The organism is Nitrososphaera sp., assembly GCF_037447015.1.
Lineage (GTDB): Archaea > Thermoproteota > Nitrososphaeria > Nitrososphaerales > Nitrososphaeraceae > Nitrososphaera.
This window is the reverse complement of sequence record NZ_JBBIHK010000003.1, coordinates 90,935-114,545: the sequence shown is the minus strand read 5'-3', so window position 1 is coordinate 114,545 and position 23,611 is coordinate 90,935. Positions and strand designations below refer to the sequence as shown.

Annotated in this window: 32 protein-coding genes and 1 tRNA gene; 22 read left to right on the top strand and 11 right to left on the bottom strand. The window is 56.8% G+C overall.

What is annotated here, in order from left to right; genetic code table 11:
* Positions 1-301 precede the first annotated feature (301 nt).
* The gene (locus WKI84_RS02395) at positions 302-1,294 is read left to right on the top strand and encodes a DHHA1 domain-containing protein (RefSeq protein ID WP_337861918.1); all 993 of its coding nucleotides are present in this window, start codon (positions 302-304) and stop codon (positions 1,292-1,294) included.
* A gap of 62 nt (positions 1,295-1,356) precedes the next feature.
* Here WKI84_RS02395 and WKI84_RS02390 read toward each other — a convergent pair.
* Positions 1,357-1,484 (bottom strand) — tRNA-Ser (locus WKI84_RS02390).
* Positions 1,485-1,585: 101 nt separating this feature from the next.
* Between WKI84_RS02390 and WKI84_RS02385 the strand changes: the two genes are divergently transcribed.
* Positions 1,586-2,017 carry a hypothetical protein gene (locus WKI84_RS02385; RefSeq protein WP_337861917.1) on the top strand — a complete coding sequence of 144 codons (432 nt, stop codon included), beginning with the start codon at positions 1,586-1,588 and terminating at the stop codon, positions 2,015-2,017.
* Here the strand turns inward: WKI84_RS02385 and WKI84_RS02380 are convergent.
* Positions 1,983-2,309, bottom strand: a complete 327-nt coding sequence (locus WKI84_RS02380) for a PqqD family peptide modification chaperone (RefSeq protein ID WP_337861916.1) — start codon at positions 2,307-2,309, stop codon at positions 1,983-1,985. The two genes, WKI84_RS02385 and WKI84_RS02380, sit on opposite strands and share 35 nt — an antisense overlap.
* Positions 2,310-2,384: 75 nt before the next feature.
* On the opposite strand from WKI84_RS02380, the gene WKI84_RS02375 reads away from it, so the two are divergent.
* Entirely contained in the window at positions 2,385-2,837 is a 453-nt protein-coding gene (locus tag WKI84_RS02375; RefSeq protein WP_337861915.1) for a Mov34/MPN/PAD-1 family protein, read from the top strand.
* Positions 2,838-2,853: 16 nt separating this feature from the next.
* Here the strand turns inward: WKI84_RS02375 and WKI84_RS02370 are convergent, their stop codons facing one another.
* Positions 2,854-3,159, bottom strand: a complete 306-nt coding sequence (locus tag WKI84_RS02370) for a hypothetical protein (protein WP_337861914.1) — start codon at positions 3,157-3,159, stop codon at positions 2,854-2,856.
* Between the two features lie 84 nt (positions 3,160-3,243).
* On the opposite strand from WKI84_RS02370, the gene WKI84_RS02365 reads away from it, so the two are divergent.
* The 5 genes from WKI84_RS02365 (at position 3,244) to WKI84_RS02345 (ending at position 6,648) form a co-directional block, all read left to right on the top strand.
* Positions 3,244-3,573 carry a hypothetical protein gene (locus WKI84_RS02365; protein WP_337861913.1) on the top strand — a complete coding sequence of 110 codons (330 nt, stop codon included), beginning with the start codon at positions 3,244-3,246 and terminating at the stop codon, positions 3,571-3,573.
* The gene (locus WKI84_RS02360) at positions 3,573-3,896 is read left to right on the top strand and encodes a hypothetical protein (RefSeq protein WP_337861912.1); all 324 of its coding nucleotides are present in this window, start codon (positions 3,573-3,575) and stop codon (positions 3,894-3,896) included. The genes WKI84_RS02365 and WKI84_RS02360 overlap by 1 nt, the downstream gene beginning before the upstream one ends.
* A gap of 96 nt (positions 3,897-3,992) precedes the next feature.
* Complete coding sequence (locus tag WKI84_RS02355; protein WP_337861911.1) at positions 3,993-4,775, top strand: hypothetical protein; 783 nt, start codon at positions 3,993-3,995, stop codon at positions 4,773-4,775.
* A gap of 45 nt (positions 4,776-4,820) precedes the next feature.
* The gene (gene fen, locus WKI84_RS02350) at positions 4,821-5,846 is read left to right on the top strand and encodes a flap endonuclease-1 (RefSeq protein ID WP_337861910.1); all 1,026 of its coding nucleotides are present in this window, start codon (positions 4,821-4,823) and stop codon (positions 5,844-5,846) included.
* 64 nt (positions 5,847-5,910) lie between these two features.
* Positions 5,911-6,648, top strand: coding sequence for an aquaporin (locus WKI84_RS02345; protein WP_337861909.1), 738 nt, complete (start codon positions 5,911-5,913; stop codon positions 6,646-6,648).
* A 130-nt stretch (positions 6,649-6,778) separates the two neighbouring features.
* On the opposite strand, the gene dps is transcribed toward WKI84_RS02345, so the two are convergent.
* From dps to WKI84_RS02330, 3 genes are all read right to left on the bottom strand, one after another.
* Positions 6,779-7,369 carry a DNA protection during starvation protein gene (gene dps, locus WKI84_RS02340; RefSeq protein ID WP_337861908.1) on the bottom strand — a complete coding sequence of 197 codons (591 nt, stop codon included), beginning with the start codon at positions 7,367-7,369 and terminating at the stop codon, positions 6,779-6,781.
* 151 nt (positions 7,370-7,520) lie between these two features.
* On the bottom strand, positions 7,521-8,645 hold the full coding sequence (locus WKI84_RS02335) for a hypothetical protein (protein WP_337861907.1): 1,125 nt from the start codon (positions 8,643-8,645) through the stop codon (positions 7,521-7,523).
* Positions 8,646-8,766: 121 nt separating this feature from the next.
* Complete coding sequence (locus WKI84_RS02330; protein ID WP_337861906.1) at positions 8,767-9,210, bottom strand: archease; 444 nt, start codon at positions 9,208-9,210, stop codon at positions 8,767-8,769.
* Positions 9,211-9,309: 99 nt separating this feature from the next.
* Between WKI84_RS02330 and hisS the strand changes: the two genes are divergently transcribed.
* Positions 9,310-10,599 (top strand): histidine--tRNA ligase, encoded by a 1,290-nt coding sequence (gene hisS, locus WKI84_RS02325; RefSeq protein ID WP_337861905.1) that lies wholly within the window; start codon positions 9,310-9,312, stop codon positions 10,597-10,599.
* Here hisS and WKI84_RS02320 read toward each other — a convergent pair.
* Complete coding sequence (locus tag WKI84_RS02320; RefSeq protein WP_337861904.1) at positions 10,596-10,871, bottom strand: hypothetical protein; 276 nt, start codon at positions 10,869-10,871, stop codon at positions 10,596-10,598. The two genes, hisS and WKI84_RS02320, sit on opposite strands and share 4 nt — an antisense overlap.
* Positions 10,872-11,179: 308 nt before the next feature.
* On the opposite strand from WKI84_RS02320, the gene WKI84_RS02315 reads away from it, so the two are divergent.
* On the top strand, positions 11,180-11,965 hold the full coding sequence (locus WKI84_RS02315; RefSeq protein WP_337861903.1) for a matrixin family metalloprotease: 786 nt from the start codon (positions 11,180-11,182) through the stop codon (positions 11,963-11,965).
* Between the two features lie 59 nt (positions 11,966-12,024).
* Here the strand turns inward: WKI84_RS02315 and WKI84_RS02310 are convergent, their stop codons facing one another.
* Positions 12,025-12,396, bottom strand: coding sequence for a hypothetical protein (locus tag WKI84_RS02310; protein ID WP_337861902.1), 372 nt, complete (start codon positions 12,394-12,396; stop codon positions 12,025-12,027).
* 41 nt (positions 12,397-12,437) lie between these two features.
* Complete coding sequence (locus WKI84_RS02305) at positions 12,438-12,827, bottom strand: hypothetical protein (RefSeq protein ID WP_337861901.1); 390 nt, start codon at positions 12,825-12,827, stop codon at positions 12,438-12,440.
* A gap of 186 nt (positions 12,828-13,013) precedes the next feature.
* On the opposite strand from WKI84_RS02305, the gene WKI84_RS02300 reads away from it, so the two are divergent.
* Genes WKI84_RS02300 through WKI84_RS02285 form a run of 4 tightly spaced genes read left to right on the top strand, consistent with a single transcriptional unit; the run spans position 13,014 to position 16,479 of the window.
* Complete coding sequence (locus tag WKI84_RS02300) at positions 13,014-14,732, top strand: succinate dehydrogenase/fumarate reductase flavoprotein subunit (RefSeq protein WP_337861900.1); 1,719 nt, start codon at positions 13,014-13,016, stop codon at positions 14,730-14,732.
* A 1-nt stretch (position 14,733) separates the two neighbouring features.
* Positions 14,734-15,234: a succinate dehydrogenase gene (locus tag WKI84_RS02295; protein WP_337861899.1), complete on the top strand. Its 501-nt coding sequence runs from the start codon at positions 14,734-14,736 to the stop codon at positions 15,232-15,234.
* Between the two features lie 7 nt (positions 15,235-15,241).
* Positions 15,242-15,592: a succinate dehydrogenase gene (locus tag WKI84_RS02290; protein WP_337861898.1), complete on the top strand. Its 351-nt coding sequence runs from the start codon at positions 15,242-15,244 to the stop codon at positions 15,590-15,592.
* Positions 15,593-15,615: 23 nt separating this feature from the next.
* Positions 15,616-16,479, top strand: coding sequence for a succinate dehydrogenase iron-sulfur subunit (locus WKI84_RS02285; protein ID WP_337861897.1), 864 nt, complete (start codon positions 15,616-15,618; stop codon positions 16,477-16,479).
* A 22-nt stretch (positions 16,480-16,501) separates the two neighbouring features.
* On the opposite strand, the gene WKI84_RS02280 is transcribed toward WKI84_RS02285, so the two are convergent.
* Positions 16,502-16,852 carry an iron-sulfur cluster assembly protein gene (locus tag WKI84_RS02280; protein ID WP_337861896.1) on the bottom strand — a complete coding sequence of 117 codons (351 nt, stop codon included), beginning with the start codon at positions 16,850-16,852 and terminating at the stop codon, positions 16,502-16,504.
* A gap of 316 nt (positions 16,853-17,168) precedes the next feature.
* Positions 17,169-17,459, bottom strand: coding sequence for a hypothetical protein (locus tag WKI84_RS02275; protein ID WP_337861895.1), 291 nt, complete (start codon positions 17,457-17,459; stop codon positions 17,169-17,171).
* A 184-nt stretch (positions 17,460-17,643) separates the two neighbouring features.
* Between WKI84_RS02275 and WKI84_RS02270 the strand changes: the two genes are divergently transcribed.
* The 8 genes from WKI84_RS02270 to WKI84_RS02235 all read left to right on the top strand — a co-directional run bounded on the left by WKI84_RS02270 (position 17,644) and on the right by WKI84_RS02235 (position 23,591).
* Positions 17,644-17,892, top strand: coding sequence for a hypothetical protein (locus WKI84_RS02270; RefSeq protein WP_337861894.1), 249 nt, complete (start codon positions 17,644-17,646; stop codon positions 17,890-17,892).
* Entirely contained in the window at positions 17,889-18,224 is a 336-nt protein-coding gene (locus WKI84_RS02265; protein WP_337861893.1) for a hypothetical protein, read from the top strand. Before WKI84_RS02270 ends, WKI84_RS02265 begins: the two co-directional genes overlap by 4 nt.
* On the top strand, positions 18,170-18,418 hold the full coding sequence (locus WKI84_RS02260) for a hypothetical protein (protein ID WP_337861892.1): 249 nt from the start codon (positions 18,170-18,172) through the stop codon (positions 18,416-18,418). Before WKI84_RS02265 ends, WKI84_RS02260 begins: the two co-directional genes overlap by 55 nt.
* Before the next feature lie 20 nt (positions 18,419-18,438).
* Positions 18,439-19,911, top strand: coding sequence for an argininosuccinate lyase (argH, locus tag WKI84_RS02255; protein ID WP_337861891.1), 1,473 nt, complete (start codon positions 18,439-18,441; stop codon positions 19,909-19,911).
* A gap of 159 nt (positions 19,912-20,070) precedes the next feature.
* Complete coding sequence (locus WKI84_RS02250) at positions 20,071-21,300, top strand: 2-isopropylmalate synthase (RefSeq protein ID WP_337861890.1); 1,230 nt, start codon at positions 20,071-20,073, stop codon at positions 21,298-21,300.
* Between the two features lie 9 nt (positions 21,301-21,309).
* Entirely contained in the window at positions 21,310-21,480 is a 171-nt protein-coding gene (locus WKI84_RS02245; RefSeq protein WP_337861889.1) for an alpha-aminoadipate/glutamate carrier protein LysW, read from the top strand.
* Positions 21,477-22,418: a lysine biosynthesis protein LysX gene (gene lysX / locus WKI84_RS02240; protein WP_337861888.1), complete on the top strand. Its 942-nt coding sequence runs from the start codon at positions 21,477-21,479 to the stop codon at positions 22,416-22,418. The genes WKI84_RS02245 and lysX overlap by 4 nt, the downstream gene beginning before the upstream one ends.
* A gap of 18 nt (positions 22,419-22,436) precedes the next feature.
* Positions 22,437-23,591 (top strand): M20/M25/M40 family metallo-hydrolase, encoded by a 1,155-nt coding sequence (locus tag WKI84_RS02235; RefSeq protein WP_337861887.1) that lies wholly within the window; start codon positions 22,437-22,439, stop codon positions 23,589-23,591.
* The last annotated feature ends 20 nt before the right edge of the window (positions 23,592-23,611 follow it).

Below are 23,611 nucleotides of genomic sequence, written 5' to 3'. Positions count from 1 at the left end.
GCACCAAGCTTCGGCGAGGTGTTCAGCCTGCCATTCCCAATAGCCCAACGCACTTTAACCGGATTGCTCCATGCAACCGGTTCAAGTTGGTGGATAGCCATCGGCACCGTTGCCATGGACGCACTTTTGCAGCCTCGGAACACGCAAAGAACGCATGTGTAAAGCCCTGTGTTAGCTTGTGGTTAGTGTTTCTGTTTCCAGTGCACGGCGGTCGCGTTTTCCTTTCTTTTTCAATTTCAATCTTTCAAAACAAAAAACAATTTCAACGATTAAATCCCTCCCAGCGCGCGGTGTCCATGCATTGACTGACAAGATGACAGTGGTTTGCATGTCCCACAAGGAGGACGTCGACGGCCTCTGCTCAGCCGCGCTGGTAAAGGCGGCCTTTGGAGCAGATTCTGTAATACTTTCCGATTATCCTTCTCTCATTCCAAGACTTGAAAAGCTGGCAAACGCCGAGAAAAGAGCCGACAAACTGTTCATCTGCGACCTCGGCCTGTCAAAAAAGAACGAGGCCCGGTTTGTAGAGCTCCTCTCGAAAATGTCTGATGCAGGCACTGCCGTGACATACATTGACCACCACGACATCAGCGCCGAGACTGCCAAGGCCCTGAAAAAGGCGGGGGTGGCGCTCGTGCACACGATCGACGAGTGCACCAGCGTCCAGGTGTACAACAAGTACAAGAAAAAGCTGCCTGCGCACGCCGTGTTTTTTGCGGCAATGGGAGCGCTCACCGATTACATGGAGGCCAGGCCGATTGCGTCCGGCCTTGTGAGCAGGTACGACAGGCAGTTCCTGATGCTCGAAGCGACTGCCATGTCGTACATGATATCTGCCAGCCAGAAGGACGAGGATTTCCTTGAAAAGATGGTGGACACGCTTGCCAGGATGAAGTACCCGCACGACGTCAAAGGAGGGTTCGAGCTTGCAGAAAAATACGCAAAAAAGGTCGCAGCCGCGGTCGAGACCATACAGGAAGGAATCGTCAAACTAGATAACTTGGCGCACGCGCCAAGCACCGTGGATCTGTCGTCCAGCATGGTAGTGAATTTCGTGCTCGGCTCGACTGGCAAGCCGGCTGCGATGGTCTACAAGCTAAAGGAGGACATCGGCTCCTACGTGGTGTCGATAAGGGGATCAAAGGAATGCAAGGCGCACCTTGGCCGGCTCGTAAACGAGGTCGCAACCGACCTTGGCGGGAGCGGCGGAGGCCACGACAGGGCATGCGGCGCAGTGGTGCCAAAGGACAAGCTGGAAAAATTCATCGCGACGCTTGACAAGCGCATCAGCTGATCTCCCTGTCGCAGCTGCATGGCTGTGATGGCAACGAAAGCAGCATTGTGTGATTGTTAAAGCGCCGGGGGTGGGACTCGAACCCACGAGTCCCGAAGGACATCAGCTAGCACGTCACCTTGTGCATTTGATCTCGAGGCTGACCCCTTTTAGGGTCCTAGGACGACATACCTAGCTTGGGTACCCCGGCACCGACGCAGTGTTGTTGCGCCGCCCTGCGCAATTTAATCTTTGCATGCTTTTGTGCGTGGCGTGGAAAATATATAACGAGGGGCCGGCAGCTATTACGCCGTGCTGGCTACATCCACAAGGCCGCCCACAGTCGAAGAAGTGAAAAAGCTGAGCCTTACCGACCTTGCCATAGCGGCGGGGCTTGCAGACGCGCTGCGCGACAGGCTGCGCCAATACGTGCAGATAGACCCGTTCACGGTAGTCGACCCGCTTGGCGACAACGACGACTGCACCTATTCAGTCGTGCTAGACCGTGACAACCCAAACCGCGTGGTGGCCATGATAGCCAACAAGAACACGCCGCTGCCGCAGCTGCCCTGGTCTACTATTCTTGGAGAGCGGCTGGAAAAGGTCGGCATCTCAAAGGCAGAAGCAAGGGCGCTCAAGCACGAGCTGATGCCAAAAGAGTGGGGCAACTTTTACCCTTACAGGCGCAACGGCAGGGTGGCCGGCTACCTCATGTTTGCGTTCCAGGTCTGCGGGCAGCGCTGATCTGGCCGCCGATCTCTTTCATGTCCACGACAGAGATCTTGTAGAACTGGCGCACCATCTGCTCAAGCGACTTGCGCACGTCCTTCTCGTCGCCGGATGAAATCCTCAAAACTTCCAGAAAAAGGTCGTCAAAGGTGATCCCGTTACACATGTGCCAGAGGGAAATCGCCGTGTCGTTGACCCGGTAGGCCTCGCCTCTGCCGTTTATCAGGAGTGGCGTGCCGTCGCGGTCGTTGCCTACCATGCCCCTGCGCATGATGAGCTTGTTTTCGATCTCCCTTTTCGTCAACATCCACGCATCAGCTCTCCTATGCAGGTCTGGTTATTATCCATTCTGCTACGTTAAATAAAGCGCGCTGCACAATCTTTGTCAAACAAGATGTTGTTTGGGAGCGGCAATAAAAAGAAGGAGGATAACGATCATCGCCAGCACCAGCGGCCAAAGAGGAAAATCGCGCTGACGCGCCAGGCAGCCGATGGCATCATCACCTTTGCCAAGACGTGGCACCCAAATGAGGCCATACTGATACTGCAGGGCCGGAGAAAGGGCGACACGATAACGATAGACGGGCTCGTGATACCGCCGTTTTCGGCCAACGGGCCGTTCTATTCGGGCTTTTCAATGTACGACCTCCCGCTGGACGGCTCGTACGTGGGCACGGCCCACTCGCACCCCGGCCCTTCCAACAAGCCCTCGCTTGAGGACCTGAACCACTTTTTCGGGCTGGTGTCTGTAATCATCAGCTTCCCGTACGAGTACGGGACGATAGGCGCGTTTGACAGGAGTGGCAACAGCCTGCCTGTCACGATACTCGACTGACGATAAAGAAAGAGAGCTAGCTCTTTTTCCTGCCGCCGCTGCTGCTGACGCGCCGGCCAAAGTCCATCTCTACTCCGCGCTTGGCGTCGTAGCCGAACGTGAACGACTCGTCAGGCATTATCGGAAAGCTGGAGAGCATGGGCGACTGGCAGACGGCGCACCTGTCCCTCGCTTTTGACTTGTCCAGGTAGGTCGCGCACCACATGCACGCCTCGCACAGGATAAAGAGCGCCGGCGCCGGCTTGGCTGCCGCTGCCGACGATGGTGATGATTGTGGCGTTGTTGGTAGTGGTGATGGTGATGATGGTGATGATGCCGACATGTCTATGCAGATGCAGCATATGTAACAGTCCTCCTGCTTTTAAAATACTTGGAAAACTTGATATAAGAAACTCGCCAATAGCACTTGACAACAAAGATGAACTGGATGGCACAGCAGATGATGTGGATCGTCATCTCGATAGCCATCAGCATAACTCTCAACATCCTCCTCTTCCCGATAATAGGCTGGTTCGTGCTTATCCCGATAATCGGCGTCTTCCTCGGCATATCCTACTATATGCGCAAGCGCGCGCTTGCAAGGATGGGCGCCGGGGACGGCGGTGGCGGCGGATTTGGCGGCATGCTCGGTGGCGGTGGCGGCGGGATCAACTATGTCTGCATCGCCTGCGGCCACAGGTACAAGGGCGGAGCCTGCCCGCGGTGCGGCTCCAAGATGAAAAGAGCTGACTTTTAGTGGCGCTGGAGCAACTGCGGAACAAGGCGTTCTTTCAGAACACCATAGACGTGTGGATTGCATACTGCGAAGAGAAGAACGTGGACTGGTACGACGTTGACGCGTACCGCCGCTTTATCCGGCACCTGAACGCAAAGGGCCTGAAAATGCAAAAGTTCCCGCTCTGCATCAAAGAGTCGGGCGGCATGTACGAGCGGGGCAGGGACAAGGCGCAGTTTCTCGAAGAACTCTCCAAACTTTCTTCAGACGACGCGGCAGCATACACGGTCAAGCTGAGCGGCGACGTGCTGTCTGCGATACGCTCCTTCTCTGCCAGCAATTAACCGACTGAATTGCAGTTAGGGTCTAGAAATTTAGAGCGCGTTGGCACCATTACTTGGCGGCAATGTCTAAAACAGATGCCGCCACAGTGTGAGATCGTGTCAGCAGAGGCTGAAGGGGATCTGCCTGTCGGAGTTGAGGAGGTAGTGGGAGGTGGGGATGAAAGAAGTTATGCCGCCGAATCGCCGGCCGCCGCAGCCAGGCAGCCGAATCCTCAGCAGCAACAACAACAGCAGTCGCCTCCTCTGCTGTTTGACAGCATAGTCGGATACGACGACGTCAAGCGGCTGTTCTCGATGTCGCTCTCCTCTGACAAGCCCGTCCATATCCTCCTAGTGGGGCCGCCGGCTTCGGCCAAGACGCTCTTTATGCTCGAATGCATGAAGCTCGAGCGTTCTTTTTTCACGCTTGGGAGCCACAGCACCAAGTCGGGGATGGTCGACTATCTCTTTGAAAAGAGGCCCCGCTACCTCATAGTCGACGAGATAGAGCACATGCCGATGAGGGACCAGACGGCGCTCCTCTCGCTGATGGAGGCCGGCATAGTCGCCGAGACGAAATTCCAGAAGACGCGCAACACCCAGCTAAAGACCTGGGTCTTTGCCACGAGCAACGGCACCGACAGGATGCTCACGCCACTGCTTTCCCGGTTTATCGTGCTCCACTTCAGGCCCTACTCGATGAGCAGTTTTGCCGAGGTGTGCACACACATACTTGCACGGGAGGGCGTGCCTGCCGAGATGGGGACCGCAATAGCCGACGCCGTCTGGAACAGGCTGAAATCCCGTGATATAAGGGACTGCATCAAGCTGGGGCGGCTTGCCAAGAGCCCGCAGGACGTCGAGTGGCTGGCCCAGACCCTGCGCGCATACCGCCACTGAGAAACAAAATAAAAGGCATAATAATTCTCAAGGCGTAGCAAGGACGTGGGACTGGACCTAAAGCCTCTCATAACGGCCTCGCCTATGCAGCTTGCCTCGCTCTCGGGCAAGGTGGTCGCAATCGACGCGTTCAACACGATATATCAGTTTCTTGCAACCATCCGGGGCCCGACCGGCGAGCCCCTCACAAACGGCAGGGGCGAGGTGACGAGCCACCTGACCGGGCTCTTTTACCGAAACGTCAACCTGCTGATGGAAAACATCAAGCCCGTGTACGTCTTTGACGGCAAAATGCACGCGCTCAAGGCGCAGGAGATCGAGCGCAGGTGGCAGGTCAAGCAGGAGGCGATGGCGCAGTACAGCCAGGCAGTCGAGGACGGCAGGATGGAAGATGCCGTGAAATACGGCAAGCGCACGTCCGTCCTGACAGACGCCATGGTACAGGATTCAAAGGCGCTTCTGGAGATTCTGGGCATACCGTACATACAGGCCCCCGCCGACGGCGAAGCGGCGGCCGCGTACCTGACAAAAAGAGACCTTGCCTATGCGGCGGCAAGCCAGGACTATGACTCTATACTGTTTGGCGCCCGGCGCCTGGTGCGCAACCTCGCCGTGTCAGGCAAGCGCAAGGTGCCGAACAAGAACGCGTACGTCGAGGTAGAGCCAGAGATGTACGAGCACGACAGGGTGCTGCAGGAGACCGGCCTGACGCACGAGCAGCTAGTGGATGTCGGGATATTGATAGGCACCGACTTTAACCCCGACGGCTTTCCAGGTATCGGGCCCAAGACGGCAATCAAGCTGATCAAGGAAAACGGCCGGCTGGAAAACGTGGACAAGATAAAACCTCTGCTATCGCAGGTGCCGTACCAGGAGATCCGCGACATATTCCTAAAGCCGGAGGTGCCGCAGGTAGAAAGCATCTCGTTTGGCGAGCCAGACCGGAAAAAAGTATTGGACTTTCTCTGCGTGCAAAAGAGCTTTTCGACAGACAGGGTGGCCGGCACCCTTGACAGGCTGCAAAAGGCAAAGGAGAGCCGCAGCCAGTCGCTTGAAAAGTGGTTTGGTTGACTGGTATTTCCTACGTTGAAAAGTTTCGATTCTTTTATATAGACTTGCAGGAGGTCTACGAGCCATGGCTAATCCCAGAGCCTGGCTTGCAGAAGCCATAGGCACGTACGCGCTGGTCTTTTTCGGCCCGCTTTCAATAACAATAGCAATAGCAGTCTTCGGCCTTTCCCTGGGGGCAGAGGCGCTCCTGATAATATCGCTCGGGCATGGCGCCGTGATAGGCATAATGGCATACGTGTTTGGCCATGTATCTGGCACGCACATCAACCCGGCAGTCACGATAGCGATGATGGTGACTCGGAGGATGAAGGTGGCAGACGGCGCTGGCTACATCGGCGCGCAGATAGTGGGCGCCATCGCCGCGTCCGCAACGCTTGCGGCAGTCATCCCAAAATATGCGTCGCAGGTCAAGTACGGCGTCCAGACGGGGCCCTCCGCCTTCCTTGACAGCAGCGCCGGCGCCGGCTTTGCCGTCGAGGCGATACTGACCTTCTTCCTGGTAACGACGATATTTTTGGTGGCCGTGCACAGAAAGGCTGCGGCAGGCTTTGCCGGCGCCGCCATAGGAACAATGATATTTTTGCTGCACCTGGTGGGCGTGCCGCTCACCGGCGCCAGCATGAACCCTGCAAGGACCTTTGGGCCTGCCGTCATTTCAGGCTACTGGGACTTTCACTGGATATACTGGGCCGGGCCCATAGTGGGCGCACTTGCCGCCGCCTTTATCATGAACTATGTGTTTGTGAAAAAGGCCGAGGAAGAAGAAAGGCAAGAGGGCGTGGCGGCAAAGAAGCAGGCCTGATGCCTTTCTCTCTTATTCTTCTTTAATCATTTACTTTTGCCGTCTGCGTGTAATTGTTGTGCTTGAAAATTAGAGAGAGCCTGTTGTTTTTTCCGTCAGAAACATTGTCTTTGAAATAAAAGAAAAGGGGTTAGAGATGGCTCAGCGCCCTGGAGTGCTTGTGGGTGTGCGGCCGCTCGCCGGCATATTTCCTGCGCATGTGCCCTGACGGCCTGCCGTGCAACAGCTCCAGAAACCAAGCCTCGTGCTCTATTTCCTCTTTCAGTATGTCCTTGGCAATGTCGTATGTCGCGGGGTCCTTGCCTATCGTCAGGTTGCACATCTTGTTCCAGTTCACTATGGCACCCTGCTCTGCCGCCAGGCACTTTTTCAGTATCTCTTGCAGGTTCGTAGTCGGTGTTGGCAGCTGCAAAAACTCGCAGCCTGACATCCTTACGAACTCCATCGCGTCGTTTGGCAGCGTGCCTCCAAGCTCGTATATACGCTGGATGCACGACTCGAAATGGCTGAGGTCTTCCATCCTTGCATCCTCTATGACGCCCTTGATGCCCTCGCCGTCAAGGCCGGTGCAGTGCGCCCGCAGGTTTGTAAAGTAGTAATACGCTGTGAACTCGACTGACGCGTTGTACACCAGCAGCCTGACTATCTCGTCTACGTTTGCCCCGTTCTGCTTTAGCACGTTTATCCCAACCACGTTTGGTTTTTGTTCTCCGCTAGACATTTGATATGGATGGCAGAGAGCCGGGGCAGTAATAAGTATTGATGTTTCTTCTGTACCACAGCCATCGTGCCTGACTTGTTAGTAAATAATGCGATCGCAGCAGCGCCATGCCGGCGTAGCTGGCAGAAAGAAAATGATGACGGTAATGATGCTATCTGTTCCAGCGTAGCCGGAACCACGCTATCGCTGCCGCTACCGGGACGGCTGCAATTGCTGCCGCAAACGGGAACTCGGGTATCGGGTGCGCAAGGGCCATGCTGTAGATGCCTGCGCCGTCGATGCCGTCACCTTCAACGTCCTGGTTGACTGCAAATATTATCCTGCTGCCGTCGTGCGTGATCGCCGCGCCGAACGGGACTGCCCCGCGCCCCTCAGTATTGCCGCCAAGTATCATTCTGCCCCTCTCCTCGCCGTCTGCCCCGACGAGGCCGAGCCACCCGGACGCGCCAAGGGTGCTATTGCCCCGCGCTGCAAAGGGCTTTTGCGATACAGACCCGTAAAGGATGGCGCTCCCGTCCGGCGTCCACGAAGGCGAGTAGTACCCGTCGCCGTCCCTGTTGCTCTCCAAGACCTTGATGCTGCCAGAGTAGAACACCGACAGCCTCCACAGCTTTTTCGGGTCGAAAGGCTCGCCCATGAAATCCACGTAGGCGACCTTTTTGCCGTCCGGGCTGACTGCGTAATCGGCTATGCTTGTGTTTGGTGATTCGTATATTGTCCGCAGCTTTTCGCCTGTCGGCCTTATGGCCCAGATCTTGGTGCTGTACGAGAACTGCTGGTTCTTGCACGCCGCGCCGTCAAGGCACGTCAGCTCTGCCCTCGGCTCCGAGTACGTGACGTTGCCATCAGCCAGCCAAGAGTACGTCCCTATCGCCGTGCCGTTTGTCAGCTGGTACATGACCGTGCTCCCCTTGAAATACGTGAACAGGTCTTCCCTGCCGCTCTGGTGCATGGCCTTGAACAGCAGGGCGTTGCCTGCCGGCGACACCTTGGCGCCAGACAGATTTGCATAGCCTGCCGGCGGGTTGAACGCGCTCTGGATGAGCCCACCGTCGGGGGTCGCAGTCCCTATGACGCAGTTTTCCGGCTCGGTGCAGTAGCGAAAGATAAAGAAAGATTCGTCGGTACTGTTGCCGCCGTACCAGTCAATGCTGTCGATGAACGGGGCGGTGGCGTTGCCTGCGCCCACTCCCTTGTTAACCGCGTCTAGGTCGGCAATCTTGGTGATCTGTGCGCCTTCAAACGCGCCTGTCCCGGCGGCAAACGCCGCAGGCATGATTGTTACTATAGCTGACGCAAAAAGGAGCACGGCGCACGTTATTGCAAGGCTGGTTGTGGGAAAAGAGTATCGCAAGCGTGGTATCGCATGGCTGCATCACATATAACGCTAACGTCTGTCACAGGTCGAGCAGGAACCTTACTGTGGCACCGCCGTCCTGCTCCTGCCTCACCACCATCTCGTGGTAGGTGACTGCCTTGATCTCGACCTTGTACTTGTGCCTTGACAGGTCCAGCTTTTCGCCCCTTACAACGCCGTGCAGCGTGTACCTGTCGTCGCGCTCTTTTCTTATCCTGACTGAAAAATCGGACGTGACAATGCCGTCCGCCACCAACAGCAGCATCACCTTGTCGAGCCAGTCAAACAGCAGGCTCTCAAGGTCGTGGCCCTCTGCGTCTATCTCTATCTCCCTGTCCGGCCTGACCTCTGCAAGGTCGATCATGGTGTCGTTGAGCCCCCTTGCGGCCTGCTCAAACGCCTCCTCCAAACTAGCGCCGTGCGCCTCGATGACTGCGTCTGTCATGTGGTCAAGGAAGCGGTAATAGCCGCCGGCCATCAGCATTCCTACATCAATACGATGTTATAATAATATAATCCAGCGGGCAGGCGCCGGCCACGGGGCGCAAAATCTAAATGCCAACCTGCCAGTAGTGCTAGTGCAGTGAAGCTTGAACTCCCCCGGGGCATGCGGGACCTTGAAAGCGAGGATCTGGCAGGCATAAACTTTGTCCGGGACAGGTTCTTCGAGACGGCCCGCCTGTTCAATTTTAAACTGATGGAGCCGTCGCCCCTTGAGATGCTGTCGACGCTTGAGGCCAAGAGCGGCGCGTCGATTTCAAACGAGATCTATGCCTTCCGGGACAAGGGGGACAGAGAGGTCGCGCTCCGCTTCGACCTCACGATAGGGTTGACGCGCTACATGGTCTCCCGGCGCGACCTGAAGATGCCAGTCAAGCTGGCAGCGTTCGCAGGCGTGTTCCGCTACGACGAGCCGCAGGCCGGCCGGTACCGGTATTTCCACCAGTGGGACATTGAAGTCTATGGCCCGTTCTCGCAAGAGTCAGACGCCGAAGTCATCGAGTTTGTTTCCGTGTTTTTCAAAAAGCTCGGCCTTGACGTGTCGATAGAGGTAAACAACCGGGAGCTGGTGGAGGAGTTTATACGGTCGCGCCTTGGGATAGCCGAAGAAGCCAAGATTCTGGAGCTTTTCAGGGCAGTCGACAAGGTGCCAAAAAGGGGGGCGCAGGGCGTGCTAGCGGAATACAAGGACGCAGTCGACCCGGAAAAGCTGTCGTCGCTCATCGAGCTTTCAAAGGTTAAGGGAAACGTGGCAGACGTGCTGGCCGCAGCCGGCAAGCAGGTCGAGGGCCTTGCGGGATGGAAAAAGCTCGCCGCGCTCATGGCCTCGCTTGAGGCAAGGGGCGTTGGGAACGTCTCTGTGAATCTGGGGATCGTGCGCGGGCTGGACTATTACTCGGGCATGGTCTTTGAAGTGTTTGACAGCGGGGGGGGAGGCGGTGGCGGCGCGCTGGTGGGCGGCGGCCGCTATGACCGGCTGACCGACGCCTTTGGGCGCAAGGACATTGGCGCCACCGGGGCCGCCGGGGGCATAGAGCGCATAGTGCTTGCCCTGCAAAAGCACGGGGCGCTCAAGCCTGCCCAGAAGCCGCTTGCCTACGTGGCCTGCGCGACCGACGACGTCCGGGGCAAGGCGCTAGAGATCACGTCGCTCCTGCGCAACGCCGGCGTGGTGACCGAGTACGACATGCTGGGCAGGGCGCTGCGCAAGCAGCTGGACGACGCGTATTCAAAAGGCGCCGCAGTCACAATAATAGTGGCCCCCGCGGAAATCGCGCAGGGCAAGGTCGCAGTAAAATCCATGAAAGACGGGGTCGAGACCCTGCAGCCGGTGCACGGAATCGCGCAGTCAGTGGCTGACATGCTTGCCTAGAGCTTTATCATGGCGACGCTCTTCATCTTGACTATGCCGGAGGGCTTTTTCTCGTACACCGCCCTCACCACCAGGTCTGGCGGGTCGTAGCTGACGTAGAGGTCGCCGGGGTCGAGCTGCTGCATGTCATAGTTCACCTGCACAAGCCCTGCGTCAAGGCCATTTTCCGCCAGCCTCTGCTTTGCCTTTTCTACTATCTCTTGATCAGAGGTGTTTGGCGCCAAAAAGACCTTGGGGTTTGCCCTGTTGGTCAGGTGGCTGGAAAGATCCAACGAAAAGCGGGGGGTGGCTTCAGTATTTTATATCTTTATTTATGTCGCTGCTAGCCGCTCCTGTGCCAAGACCGCGGCGACCTTTTGCATTTATGGTTCTTGCAAGGGAAGCTTGCCGCCGGCAATAGTTGAATCGACTTACTTTGCGCCAAATGCTCTGGTTGTGCCCGGGAATCCAGAGGTTTGCGCCCTGTGCCGATCAGATGGATACACAAGCCTACGATCATCTTTTTATAGAGAAATTTTTTACTGGTTTGTGCTACATGTCTAAAGCTGCGATATGGTGGCTATTGGGCGTGACTGCTATTATGATATCGATCGGCACAGTGCTCGTGTTTGCAGAACTCCAGGAACAGGAGAGAATCAGGCAGGAAAAGATTGCGCTCTTTACAGAGAACCTTGGCTATGAAGAATCTGCTCACGTGGTTATAGCCGACCCTGACGCGTCAGACACCATAGCGCTCAATGCCCGGTGGAACAAGCCTGTCGTCACCATGTCTGTCACGTACGACAGTACGGTAGGGGCAGAGCTGCAACAAAGCTCGCGTGAGCGGATAAAGCAGGCGCTCGCACCAAGTGGCGGCAGCGGTAGTGGTAGTAGTAGTGGTGGTAATGTAGGAGGGACTGTCCCTTACTCTGGCTGGAACGACCTGCTTTACCAGCTTGGAAAGCAGTCGGACAAGGTTCCTGTCCTGGAATACACCGATGATTTTGACAGGGCAGACATCAGGCTGTACCTGACAAATGACTCGCACCCAGAAGGAAAGGTGGGGTTTACCAGGCTGATGGCAAACAAGGTCACAAAAGAAATAATATCTGCCGAGATGCGCGGGTTTGAGCTCGGGCGCCTCGTAGATTCAAACATCAACGCTGTTGCGCTCAGGCACGGCATAGGGCATGCGCTAGGGCTGTCGCACGCCAGCTATCCTGGGAGCGTCATGCACCCGCACATTGTAACTGTCAACGGCACGGCCATAGGGACTCTGGGCCCGTGCGAAGAAAACGCAATCGTAGAGCTGTACATCAAAGGCTCACTCGAGCCGGTTTCATGCAAGCCCGGTGCCCTGGCACAAGTCGGCTTGCCAAAGAAGTAAATGATGCCGGCTGCATCTATATGGCATGTAAAAAAGATCTTGTATTTTTCTAAATGTGGCTAGTGCCCTCTGTTGATGTCGCGGGCCTTGACGGTGCCAGGGCCTGTGACCCCGACTACGCGAAAGCGGTAGAGGGGCATGTTTTGCCTGTACATGCGCGCATAGCTCTCTGCCGCCTCGTAGGTCTGGAAATCCTGCCTGACGCCGTCTATCGACACCTTTTCGCCGTACACGTCTGCAATCTCGACCATGTACGATCTTGGGAGTCTTTTGGCCTGCCTGAGCATCAAAAACATGCTGATTATGATAAAGGCGACCGTGATAGCGCAGATAGCGGCAAACTGGAAATCTCTGGCGACTGACTCTAGTGGGCTTATCAGGTTCTGGTACAGCCAGGAATACGCCACAGCGATTGCCGAAAGCAGTATCAAGCAGGTGCAGTTGCGGGAAGATGAATTATAAGGGTTATGGATCATTTCTTGCCTGCTTTTTGGATCTTGCGGGCGCCCTGGAACGCCTTAAAGCCGGACTTGACCATCTTGGCGCCTTTGACCAGCTTTATCGATATCTTGGCCAGCTTGAACCCTGCAAACAGGGGCATGAACGCAAGCATCAGGATGTCCAGCCAGTGCTTTTTCAAAAACTCTCTGGGGTTGCGCACCTTGCGGTACTTTAGATAGACATCAAGTGCAAGGGCGGCAAACACTATCCACGTGAACCACTCCCAGAACTCCTCCACCTGGTGGCTGACAGGGACGGGGCTCTCCTTCAGGCCGATAATGTCTGCGTGTATGTTTACGTAGCCTATGAAAAAGGCCAGGAGCATGGCCGAGACTGCGACGTCAAAAGCCTTTTTCCACAATGGCTATACCCTTTTCTATGTTGGTGGGCCTGCTTAATATCGTCTTTCATCAACGGGCACGAGCATTCATGAGTGGTTTTGACCCCGCGCTTTAGCGTGATATACACGCCGGTGCTGATAATTGAACACGCATGCCAAGTCACAAAGATATTTAAGAGAATGGAACATCTGCTAGCGTCGTAACAATTGGCAGACACCATCTCGCATGACGTCCTCATAATTGGCTCCGGGCTTGCCGGGCTTCGCGCCGCCATCGCGGCGGCCGCGACAGACAAGAGCCTGAGCATCGCAGTCATTTCCAAGGTGCAGGTCATGCGGTCGCACTCGGTGTCCGCAGAGGGCGGGACTGCGGCCGTGCTGTACGAGGAGGAGGGCGACAACCAGGAATCGCACATATACGACACAATCAAGGGCAGCGACTTTCTGGCAGACCAGGACGTGGCCGAGCGGCTCGTCCGCAACATGCCTTTTGAGATATACCAGCTGGATCACTGGGGGATGCCCTGGTCGCGCCGCAAGGATGGCAGGATAGCGCAGCGCAAGTTCGGCGGCTACTCGTTCCCGAGGGCCACGTTTGCGCAGGACAAGGTCGGCTTTTACGAGATGCAGACCCTGTACGACACGTGCCAGAAATACGACAACATCCACTTTTACAACGAGTGGTTCTGCACCTCGATACTGCGCGACGGGTCCTCCTTCCAGGGCGTCACCGCAATCGAGATCAAGACCGGCAATTTCGTGGTGTTCAAGGCGCCTGCCGGGATAATCTGCACCGGCGGGGCAGGCAGGATCTACAGCTTCTCGACGTACGCGTTCTCGTCAACACCTGATGGCCTGGACATGGCGTTCAGGGCAGGCCTTGCTCTGAAGGACATGGAGTTTGTCCAGTTCCACCCGACAGGAATCATGCCGTCTGGCATCCTCATCACCGAGGGCGCAAGGGGCGAGGGCGGATACCTGATAAACAACAAGGGCGAGAGGTTCATGAGCAAGTACGCGCCGGGCAAGATGGAGCTTGCTCCCCGCGACGTGGTATCCCGCTCGATGATACGCGAAATACAGGAGGGCCGGGGGTTCAAGCACGAGACCGGCTTTGACTGCATGAAGCTCGACCTGACGCACCTTGGCGCAGAGCGCATCAAGGAGGTGCTCGCAGGCATACGCGAAATCGGGATAAAATTCTCCGGCATCGACATCATCGACGAGCCTATTGAGGTGAGGCCAGTCTGCCACTACATGATGGGCGGCATACACGCCAACATTGACGGCGCAACCGAGCTTGCGGGCCTGTGGACGGCCGGCGAGGCGGCATGCAACAGCACGCACGGGGCAAACAGGCTTGGCGCCAACTCGACTTCAGAGTGCATCGTGTGGGGCCGCATTACGGGCGAGCTTGCCGCCAAACACGCGCAATCCAAGAAATCGCGCTCGCTTGACATATCGCACTCGCAGGTGGCCGGCGAGGAAAAGCGCATCTATGACGGGCTTTTCCGGGGTTCTGGAAGCGTCAACCCGTACCAGGTGCGCAAGGAGATGACCGACGTCATGGATGAAAAGGCGTACGTGTTCCGCAACGAGCAGGGGCTGTCGGAGGCGCTGAAAAAAGTGCGCGAGCTCAAGGCGTCGATGTGGAAGCACGTCGACGACAAGGCAAAAGAGTACAACACCAACTTTGTCAACGTGATGGAGATAGATTCAATGCTCCGTACCGCCGAAGTGGTGCTTGTAGGGGCATTGAACCGCCAAGAGTCACGCGGAGCACACGCAAGGACCGACTATCCAGACCGCGACGACACTCGCTTTTTGCAGCATACACTTGCATATTATGACGGCGAGGGGGAGCCGAGGATGGCCTGGCAGCCGGTGACTTTTACGCGGTATGCGCCCGTGGAGAGGAAGTACTGACATGGAAGCAGCAGAGACCAACAACCACCGCAACAATAACAACAATAACAACAATAGCCTGACTGACCGCAACAACCGCGAAGGCATCAAGGGGTGGCTCAACCCCGGCCGCTACGGGTGGGAGCGCGTCTCTTACTGGCTGCAGAGGCTGACCGGCGTCGGCCTGCTCGCCTATTTCATCGCGCACGTGTGGGAGACCAGCAACCTGACCGGGGGCGTGGACGCGTGGAACGCGATGCTCGAGCTGACGCAGACGCCGATGGGCCACACGGTGTTGCTGCTGGTTATAGGCATGAGCACCTTCCACTCTGCAAACGGCATACGCCTGATATTCGCGCACGGCGGCCGCGGCCTTGGCAAGCCCGGCCGGCCAGACTACCCGTACGACGCCGTGTCGCTCAACTACAGGCAAAAGTCAGGCATATGGATAGCGCTGATACTTGCCGCCGTGGCGATGCTGTACGGCGCGTCGGTGCTCTTTGGTGGTGGAGGAGGCGAATAGAGGGGAGATGCTGAAGGAATCGGAGATAATGAAGATCCACTACATCACGGGCATCGCCGCGCTCGTGGTGGTGGCGGTGCACATCATGATGCGCCTTGTGATGCCGTACAACCTGAGCCTGGAGTACGAGAACGTGGTTGCAAACTACCACAACCTGCCCTACGTGGTTCTGCTCGAGTCGATACTGGTGCTAATAGCGATACACGGCTTTAACGGCCTTCGCGTCATACTGCTTGAAATGAGGCAGGGCAAGAACTGGGAGGGCTTTGTGACAATGGTGACGATAGCGGCAATGATAGGCATAATCGGATACGGGACTCGCACCATAATCGTGGCAAACGGGCTCTCGCTTGGGTGAGAAAAAATGGTGACAATAAAAAAATGACGACAACAACAACAGCAACAGGTGAGCAAGAAAAGACGATTGAAAAGATAGAGCGGCTGGATCGCAAGAGGGAGCGCCGCGGCAAGGAGATACTTCGCACGTCTGTTACGCTCAAGGTGCTGCGGGGCAACAGGGCGGCCGGCGAGAAGCCGCATTATGACATTTTCGAAGTGCCGGTGCAGCGGTCCACCACGGTCCTGGACGCGCTGCTGCACGCCAAGGCATACAACGACCACAGCATAGGCATACGCTACTCGTGCAGGATGGCCTCGTGCGGGTCGTGCGGCATGAAGATAAACGGCATACCGCGCCTTGCCTGCTACACCAAGGTGTCCGAGCTTGAGGGCGGCGTCATCACGTGCGAGCCGCTTGCCAACTTTCCACACGTGCGCGACCTGGTGACAGATTTCACGCAGTTCTTCAAGCACCACCGCGACGTGCAGCCATACATACACAACAACAAGGCAGACATGGACACGGCAAACGTCAACGCCATGTCCGAGTTCATGCAGACGCCTGAAGACGTGGACAAGTTCCTCCAGTTTTCGTACTGCATCAAGTGCGGGCTCTGCTACTCTGCGTGCCCGACTGTGGCAATGGACACCAAGTTCCCCGGCCCGCAGGCGCTTGCGCAGGCGTACCGCTATTTCATAGACAACCGCGACGAAGCGTCAAAGGAGCGGCTGGACATGGTGGACGACAGGCACGGCATTTTCAGGTGCCACTTTGCCGGCTCGTGCAGCACCGTCTGTCCAAAGGGCGTCGACCCTGCGCTTGGCATCCAGCTGCTGCGCGGCCACCTGCTTGGGATGTCAAAAGAAACAAAGGGCAAAGCCGAGCTGAAGGACCGGAGCAAGTAAGTAAAAACAAAAAATTATTCTGTCAGGCCGCCGAGGGCTTGGCAGGGTACTTGCTCTCGTTCACCTGCTTGTTTATCGCGTCTGCCATAAAGTGGTTGCTCACGTTCACCTTGACGTCGTTGATGCCCGGGAGCTTGTAGATGTTGTCGCGCACGTCCTGCGCTATCTTGAAGCCAAACACTGCGGGGCAGAACGGGCTTGTGAGGTGGAGGTCTATTGCTACCTTGCCAGAGTTGATGTCTACCTTGTCGACAAGCTCGAGCTCCATTATCGACACTCCGATCTCGGGGTCGACTATCTTTGTAAGCTCGTCGAATATCTTTCTCTTGGTCTGCTGCAGCTCGTCAGCTTTGGGCGCGCTAGCCTCACTCATGTCTGGAAGATACATTGCAAAACACCGTATTTAATCATTCATTCATCATCATCGTCATCGATCTATTTCGGTAAAAAAAGAAAAGACAGGGTGAGAGATGGACACCCCAGCCGGATTCAGCTTATCCGCAGCAATCGCAGTCGCAGGTCTGCTCTTCGCCTTTGCAGCAGTCTGGGGCGCAGCATTGCTCTCTATTGTTATCGTCGTTCTCTTCAATGGCTTTCACTGCATTAGTTTAGGATAGAAACTATTTAAGTTGTAAAGAGTAAACAATTGCAGTCTGTGAAGGCGGGTAAACAATCCGACCCGCAAAAAATCAGAGGAAGAACATGTGGGCGCCTGCGTACTCGGGCGCCAATGATCTTGTCAGCACCTCTCTTATCGAGTAGTGGCTGCTCTCGTCAACAGGCTCTATGAGGTCTTTGGTGACAAAGTCGTCTTTCTGGCCCGCATAGTACCCGAGCACGACTACAAACGCCGTCCCGCCATCGCTCTTTGAGCACATGTAGAGCAGGCGCCTGTGCCCAAGCTCTAGCGCGTCGCATCCGGACAGGTCGTTTGGATATTCTATGAGGCGTGGGGGCTGGACTAGGGTGGTAGATTCCATGCCAGAATGGCCTGCAAACGATATAACATGGAGCTAGCTCGTACCTGTTTACAAACCGCTGCATGCAAGCTAGCTGTGGTAACATTCTTGCAAATGCCGCGTCTCCTCATCATCGTCATCATGGTGCCTAACCTTGAACGCGAGATGCTCCAACCCTTAATAACGATGCGCGTCCCGATCACGCATGACAGCGGCAACAGCAGCCGGCGCGCTTGCGATCTTTATCCTTGCAGCAGCGTTGACGGCCATGACGCCTCTGGCCGCATCCGCCCACAGGCCGCTTGACGTGCAGGGCGACAATTCGGATTTCTATTCTGCGCAGCTGATCCCGGATCACCGCGCCCCGTGGGCCATATCCAAAGAGCTGGACCCTGCAACGCCAGACTATTACGGTTTGAAGCCAGCGCCGGGAAGCGATTCTTTGCACATGTGACTGTGCCCAAGCTAGAGCCAGTGAGGGAATTTGCACCGTCACTTGCTCTTGTCGGCCCGGCGGTGGGGTTTGCCGAGATCGAAGACCACACTGGTAGCGTGGTCTCGTATTCTGTTCCATTTAAAATCCCTGAAGGGACGGATGCAGTCGTGGCAGTATATTCGGGGCAGATCCCGTCGCCTGAATTTTACGAGCCTTTCACCCAGACAACGTACTGGGAGCGCCAGCAAATAGTGATAGAGAGCCTGCCGGCGACCGGCACATACTATCTGGGGTCGTGTTCGACTCTGGACTTGGCAAGGGCGAGGGCAGGAAATACACACTGGCAGTAGGCGAGCGGGAAGAGTTTTCCGCACTTGACGTGTTCACCACGCTGCCTGCCGCCTGGTCTGGCACCAAGTTCTTTTTCGGCGACTATGCGACGCCAGCGATGGCGATAGCGGTGGCCCTGGCAGCGATAGGCGGCATTGCGTATCTTGCAGTACGGCGTAACATGGGCAGGGGCCCGGGAATCAAGTTAAAATAAACCGCCACTAATGGACAAGCGTGTACCGCTCCAGACCCCGGGGCAGGATGGACGACGAGGTGCTCCGCTTCCTGTCCTCGATACAGCACGACCAGTCGATACTGTATTACGACATCGTCGGAAGCGAGGCGCATTCCATCATGCTCCACGAGAAGGGTCACGTCAAGCTGCAAGAGCTGAAAAAGATACTGGCCGCTCTTGAGGAGGCGAAAAAGAACCCCGGAGCCATTGACACGGAAGGCGCCGAGGACATACACGAGGCGCTGGAGGCGTTCGTGATAGGGCACGCTGGCATGCAGGCAGGAGGCAAGATGCACACGGCACGCTCCCGCAACGACCAGGTCGTGCTCGACATACGCATGAAGGTGCGCGACGACATTATCACACTGTGCGGCGCCCTTGTGCAGCTGATAGGCGGCCTGCTGGACAGGGCCGACAAGAGCAAGGACGCGGTGATGCCCCTCTATACGCACACGCAGCAGGGCCAGCTGGGGACGTTTTCTCATTTTATGCTTGCATACGCCGACGCGCTGTTCCGCGACCTGGAGCGCGTCTACAACTCTTTTGGCAGGGTTAATCAATCGCCCCTTGGCGCCTGCGCGGTCGGGGGGACGAGCATAGACATCGACAGGAGGCGCACGGCAGTCCTGCTCGGGTTTGACGGGCTGGTAAAAAATTCGGTTGACGCGACGACTTCACGCGACGCGTTTTTAGAATATGTTGCTGCCGTTGCAATACTTGCAGGCACGCTTGCGCGCATTGCCGAGGACTTTATAATCTGGTCGACCTCCGAGTTTGGGTTTATCGAGCTTGCAGACCGCTACAGCTCTACCTCGAGCGCGATGCCGCAGAAAAAGAACCCTGACCCGATGGAGATAGCAAGGGCCAAGGCGGCGGTGATAACCGGCCGGCTGGTCGCAATGCTCGGGATTGTCAAGGGGCTGCCATCCGGCTATAGCCGCGACCTGCAGGAGCTAAAGCCGCAGCTGCTGGAGGCGTCGCAGGCGGCCATAGACATGGTCCGGGTAATGGACGGGGCAGTCCGCACCCTGGAAGTAAAGAAGGAAAGGATGCTTGCCGCGTCAAAGGACAGCTATGCGATTGCGCTTGACATCGCCGAGCAGCTCGTGTCAAGGGGGGTTCCGTTTCGCGCTGCACACAAGGCAGTCGGCGCGCTAGTGGGCAGGGCCGCGGAAAAGAGCGTGCCTCTATCAAAGCTGAGCGAAAAAGAGATCGGCTCGGTGCTAAAGCAGTCCAAGCTGGATTTCTCGCCATCCGAGCTTGCAAAAATTGTGAGGGGGATGACGCCTGCGCGCTCGATAGAGCTGCGCAGGTCTGAAGGCTCGCCCAGCCCCAAAGAGCAGGAGGCAATGGTAAAAGCGGCAAGGCAAAGGCTTGCAGGGTTTGAGGAGGGCGTGCAGAAGAGGGCGGAATTCGTCAAGGGCTCCTTCGACAACCTGGCGAAAGCCGTCGACAGGTACCTGTCATCGTGATTTTGTAACAGTTACCGCACTTTAATCCCTGCGGGCAGCCGTTTTTCGTGGTTTTTTGCTCTGAAATTAGCGGTTCCTGCCGAGAAAGGCTATGAAAACCGCTGTTTTAGGTGCGATAAGGTTTATATCATATCCGAATCCAGTTATGCAGTAGCAGAAATGTCGCTAAAATCAGACGACCCGAACTATTACGCGCACATGTACAACAGGATGGGGGGCCAGGACGGCGCCACGTCTGCAGGCAGGAAGATAAGGATACTTGACAGCACGCTCCGGGAGGGCGAGCAGCACCCCGGCGTTTCCTTCACGATAAAGCAGCGCATCCAGGTCGCATGGATGCTCGATTCGTTCGGGGTAGACCAGATAGAAATAAGCCCCGTCGTCTCGCCGGACCACGCCGAGGCCACAAAGACGATAATCAAGCAGGGCCTGCGCGCCGACATTGTCGCGCACGTGAGGGCCATCAAGTCCGATGTCGACGTCGCCATCGACTGTGGCGCTACATGGGTTGCCACGTACATGGGCATCTCTGACATCCACCTTGCCGCCAAGCTAAAGATAGGCAGGGAGGAGGCAAAGAGCCGTGCCCTGGAGGTGGCCGACTATATCAAGGCGCACGGCCTAAAGTCGCGCTTTACTATGGAAGACGCAAGCAGGACCGAGCCCGAGTTTTTGATAGAGATGTGCAAGGAGATGAACAAGCGCGGCATCGAAAGGATAAGCATCCCTGACACCGTCGGGATAATGAGGCCGAAAGGGATGTACCACCTTGTCAAGATGGTGCACGACCACATCGACAACTCGCGCTCATCACTTGACGTCCACTGCCACAACGATGTGGGCCTTGCGCTGGCAAACGCGCTTGCAGGCTGCGAGGCGGGGGCAGACCAGATACACACCACGATAGACGGCTTTGGCGAGCGCACCGGCATCCCGTCCCTTGCCGAAACGGCAGTCGCGCTGTCGCTGATATACAAGTCAAACAACGACCTGCGGCTGCACATGCTGCGCGACCTGTCGCGGACAATGTCTGAATACATCGAACTGCCCATTCCAGAATCAAAGCCGATAGTCGGCGACAGCGCCTACAAGCACAAGGCCGGCACGCACCTTGCCGCCATACTGCGCAACCCTGCTGCGTACGAGATACTGGAGCCAAAGGTGGTCGGAAACCGGCGCAAAATAGTCTTTGGCGAGCTTGCAGGCAAGAACGGCGCCGCGTACCTGCTGTCGCTCCTCGGGCTTGAGACGAGCAAGCACGAGGCCGAGCAGCTGGCCCGTGGGCTGAAGGAGCTGCGCATGGGCGACATACTCGAGCTGTACCTGGACGACCGCCTGGAGAGAAAGATACTTAATGACGCGCCCCTGAAAGTAGGGTCGAAGGAATAGAGATAAGACATGGTCAACTGTCCAGAATGCGATGCAGAGATCAAGGTGCCTGCCGACTCGATAGAAGGCGAAATTGTCACGTGCCCTGACTGCGGCGCCAGCTACGAGCTGACCAAGGCAGCCAACGGCGGCTTTGGCATAAAACCCGCAGAGGTCGTCGGCGAGGACTGGGGTCAGTGAGCGCGGGCGCCGGAAAAAATAGCAATAGCAACAACAACTCGCTCACCCTGCTCTACGACACCATCCGGTGGGAAGAAAAGTCGCTTTACGAGGCCGCCAAGAAAAAAGGCGTGGCCATCGACAACGTAGACATCAAGAGCCTGCGCGTGCGGCTGAACGGCACCTGCGACGACGGCAGCGATAGCAAGGATGAAAAGAAGAGCAACAACGGCTGGGCCGGCAAGGTCGTGCTGCAGAGGTCGGTGAGCTACTTCAAGAGCCTGCACGCCACGGCCGCGCTGGAAGGGCTGGGCGCGCAGGTGATAAACCCGCTGCGGGTGGCAAGCATAACCGGCAACAAGCTTTTTGCGCACATGGAGCTGCAAAAGGCCGGCGTCCGGACGCCCCGGGCGGTGGCCGCCTTTTCTGAAGAAGCGGCGATTGCGGCATTGCAGGAATTTGGATACCCCGCCGTCATCAAGCCGACTGTCGGCAGCTGGGGCCGCATGATAGGGCTCTTGCGCGACAAGGACGCGGCGCAGGCAGTCATCGAAGACAGGGAACACATGTTCCCGTTATACCACATCTACTACTTTGAAGAGTTTGTCAAGCGCCCTCCCCGGGACATACGCGCAATCGTAGTCGGGGACCGCGTCGTTGCGGCCATATACCGCTATTCCGGCGAAGGCGAGTGGAAGACCAACATGGCGCTTGGCGGCAGGGCCGAAGTCTGCCCCGTGACAGAGGAATTGCAGGACATTTGCATAAAGGCCACGCGGGCGGTGGGCGGCCAGATTGTGGGCGTCGACCTGATGGAGAGCGACAGGGACGGCCTGATGGTTCACGAGGTCAACAACACGACCGAGTTCAAGAATACAGTCAGGGTGACCGGCGTGGACATACCGGGCCTGATGGTTGATTACGCCCTGTCGCTTTATAACGACAGCAACAAAAGGTAAGAAGGGGAAGAAAAAGAATTGGTTTCGCCAAGCTATGCAGTCGAGCTCTTGCAAAAGGCGCTTGAACTCTACACCCCATCGCGCTCTGAAGCCGCGCTTGCCAACATGATAAAGGACAGGTGCACAAACGAGCTTGGCTTTGAGCAGGTCAACATCGACAGCGTTGGCAATGTTATTGCGACAAAGGGCACGGGCGAGCCCCGCATACTGCTTTGCGGTCACATGGACACCGTACCGGGGCAGGTGCCTGTCCGGATAGAGGACGGCCACCTGTACGGGAGGGGCGCTTCAGACGCCAAGGCGCCGCTGATAGCGATGCTCCTGGCGGCGTCAGAGTTCCCAAAGCAGGCCGGCACCGTGATATTTGCCGGCGTGGTCGACGAGGAGGGCAACGCCACCGGCGTCAAGCACCTTGTAAAGAGCAAGATAGGCGTCGACTATGCGATGTTTGGCGAGCCGTCAGGCATCGACAACATCACGATAGCGTACAAAGGGCGGCTTGCGATCAGGCTCACGTGCGACGTGGGCGACAGCGCGCACGCAAGCGCCCCCTGGCTTGCCCGCAACTCTGTCGAAGAGATGTACGACTTCTGGAATGCCATAAAATCAGAGATAGCCCGGGTGGGCACTGCTGAGAGCAAGGCAAACTCGATCAGCTGCACGCTGACAGAGATAAGCGGCGGGTCAAGCCACAACGTGACGCCCCAGAAGTGCAAGATAACTGTCGACATGCGCATCCCGACCATAACCACGTGCCAGAACGTGCTCGACGTAATTGACGCGGTGATTGCAAAGACTGCCAAGGAGAAGGGCGTCAAGGCGACCTACAGGATCGAGGACAGGACGGACCCGTTTGAGGCCGACCACTTGTCGCCCCTTGTCCGGGCACTGTCGCTTGGCATACTCGACGTGCGCAAAAAGCGGCCGACCCTTTTGCGCAAGACGGGCACGGGCGACATGAACGTGCTTGGCAACACTTTCAAGATACCGGTGGTAACGTACGGCCCCGGTGACCCCCACGCCTCTCACACGGCAGACGAGCGGGTCAACATCGAAGAGTACGTGTCAAGCATCGAAGTCTATAGCAGGGCGCTTTTCCACATGTCGCGCATACACCACGCCCGCAAACAGCAACAACAGCAGCAGGCCGGCGTCAGCAGCAAGAAAAAGTAACATAATATAGGCAGCAGGCG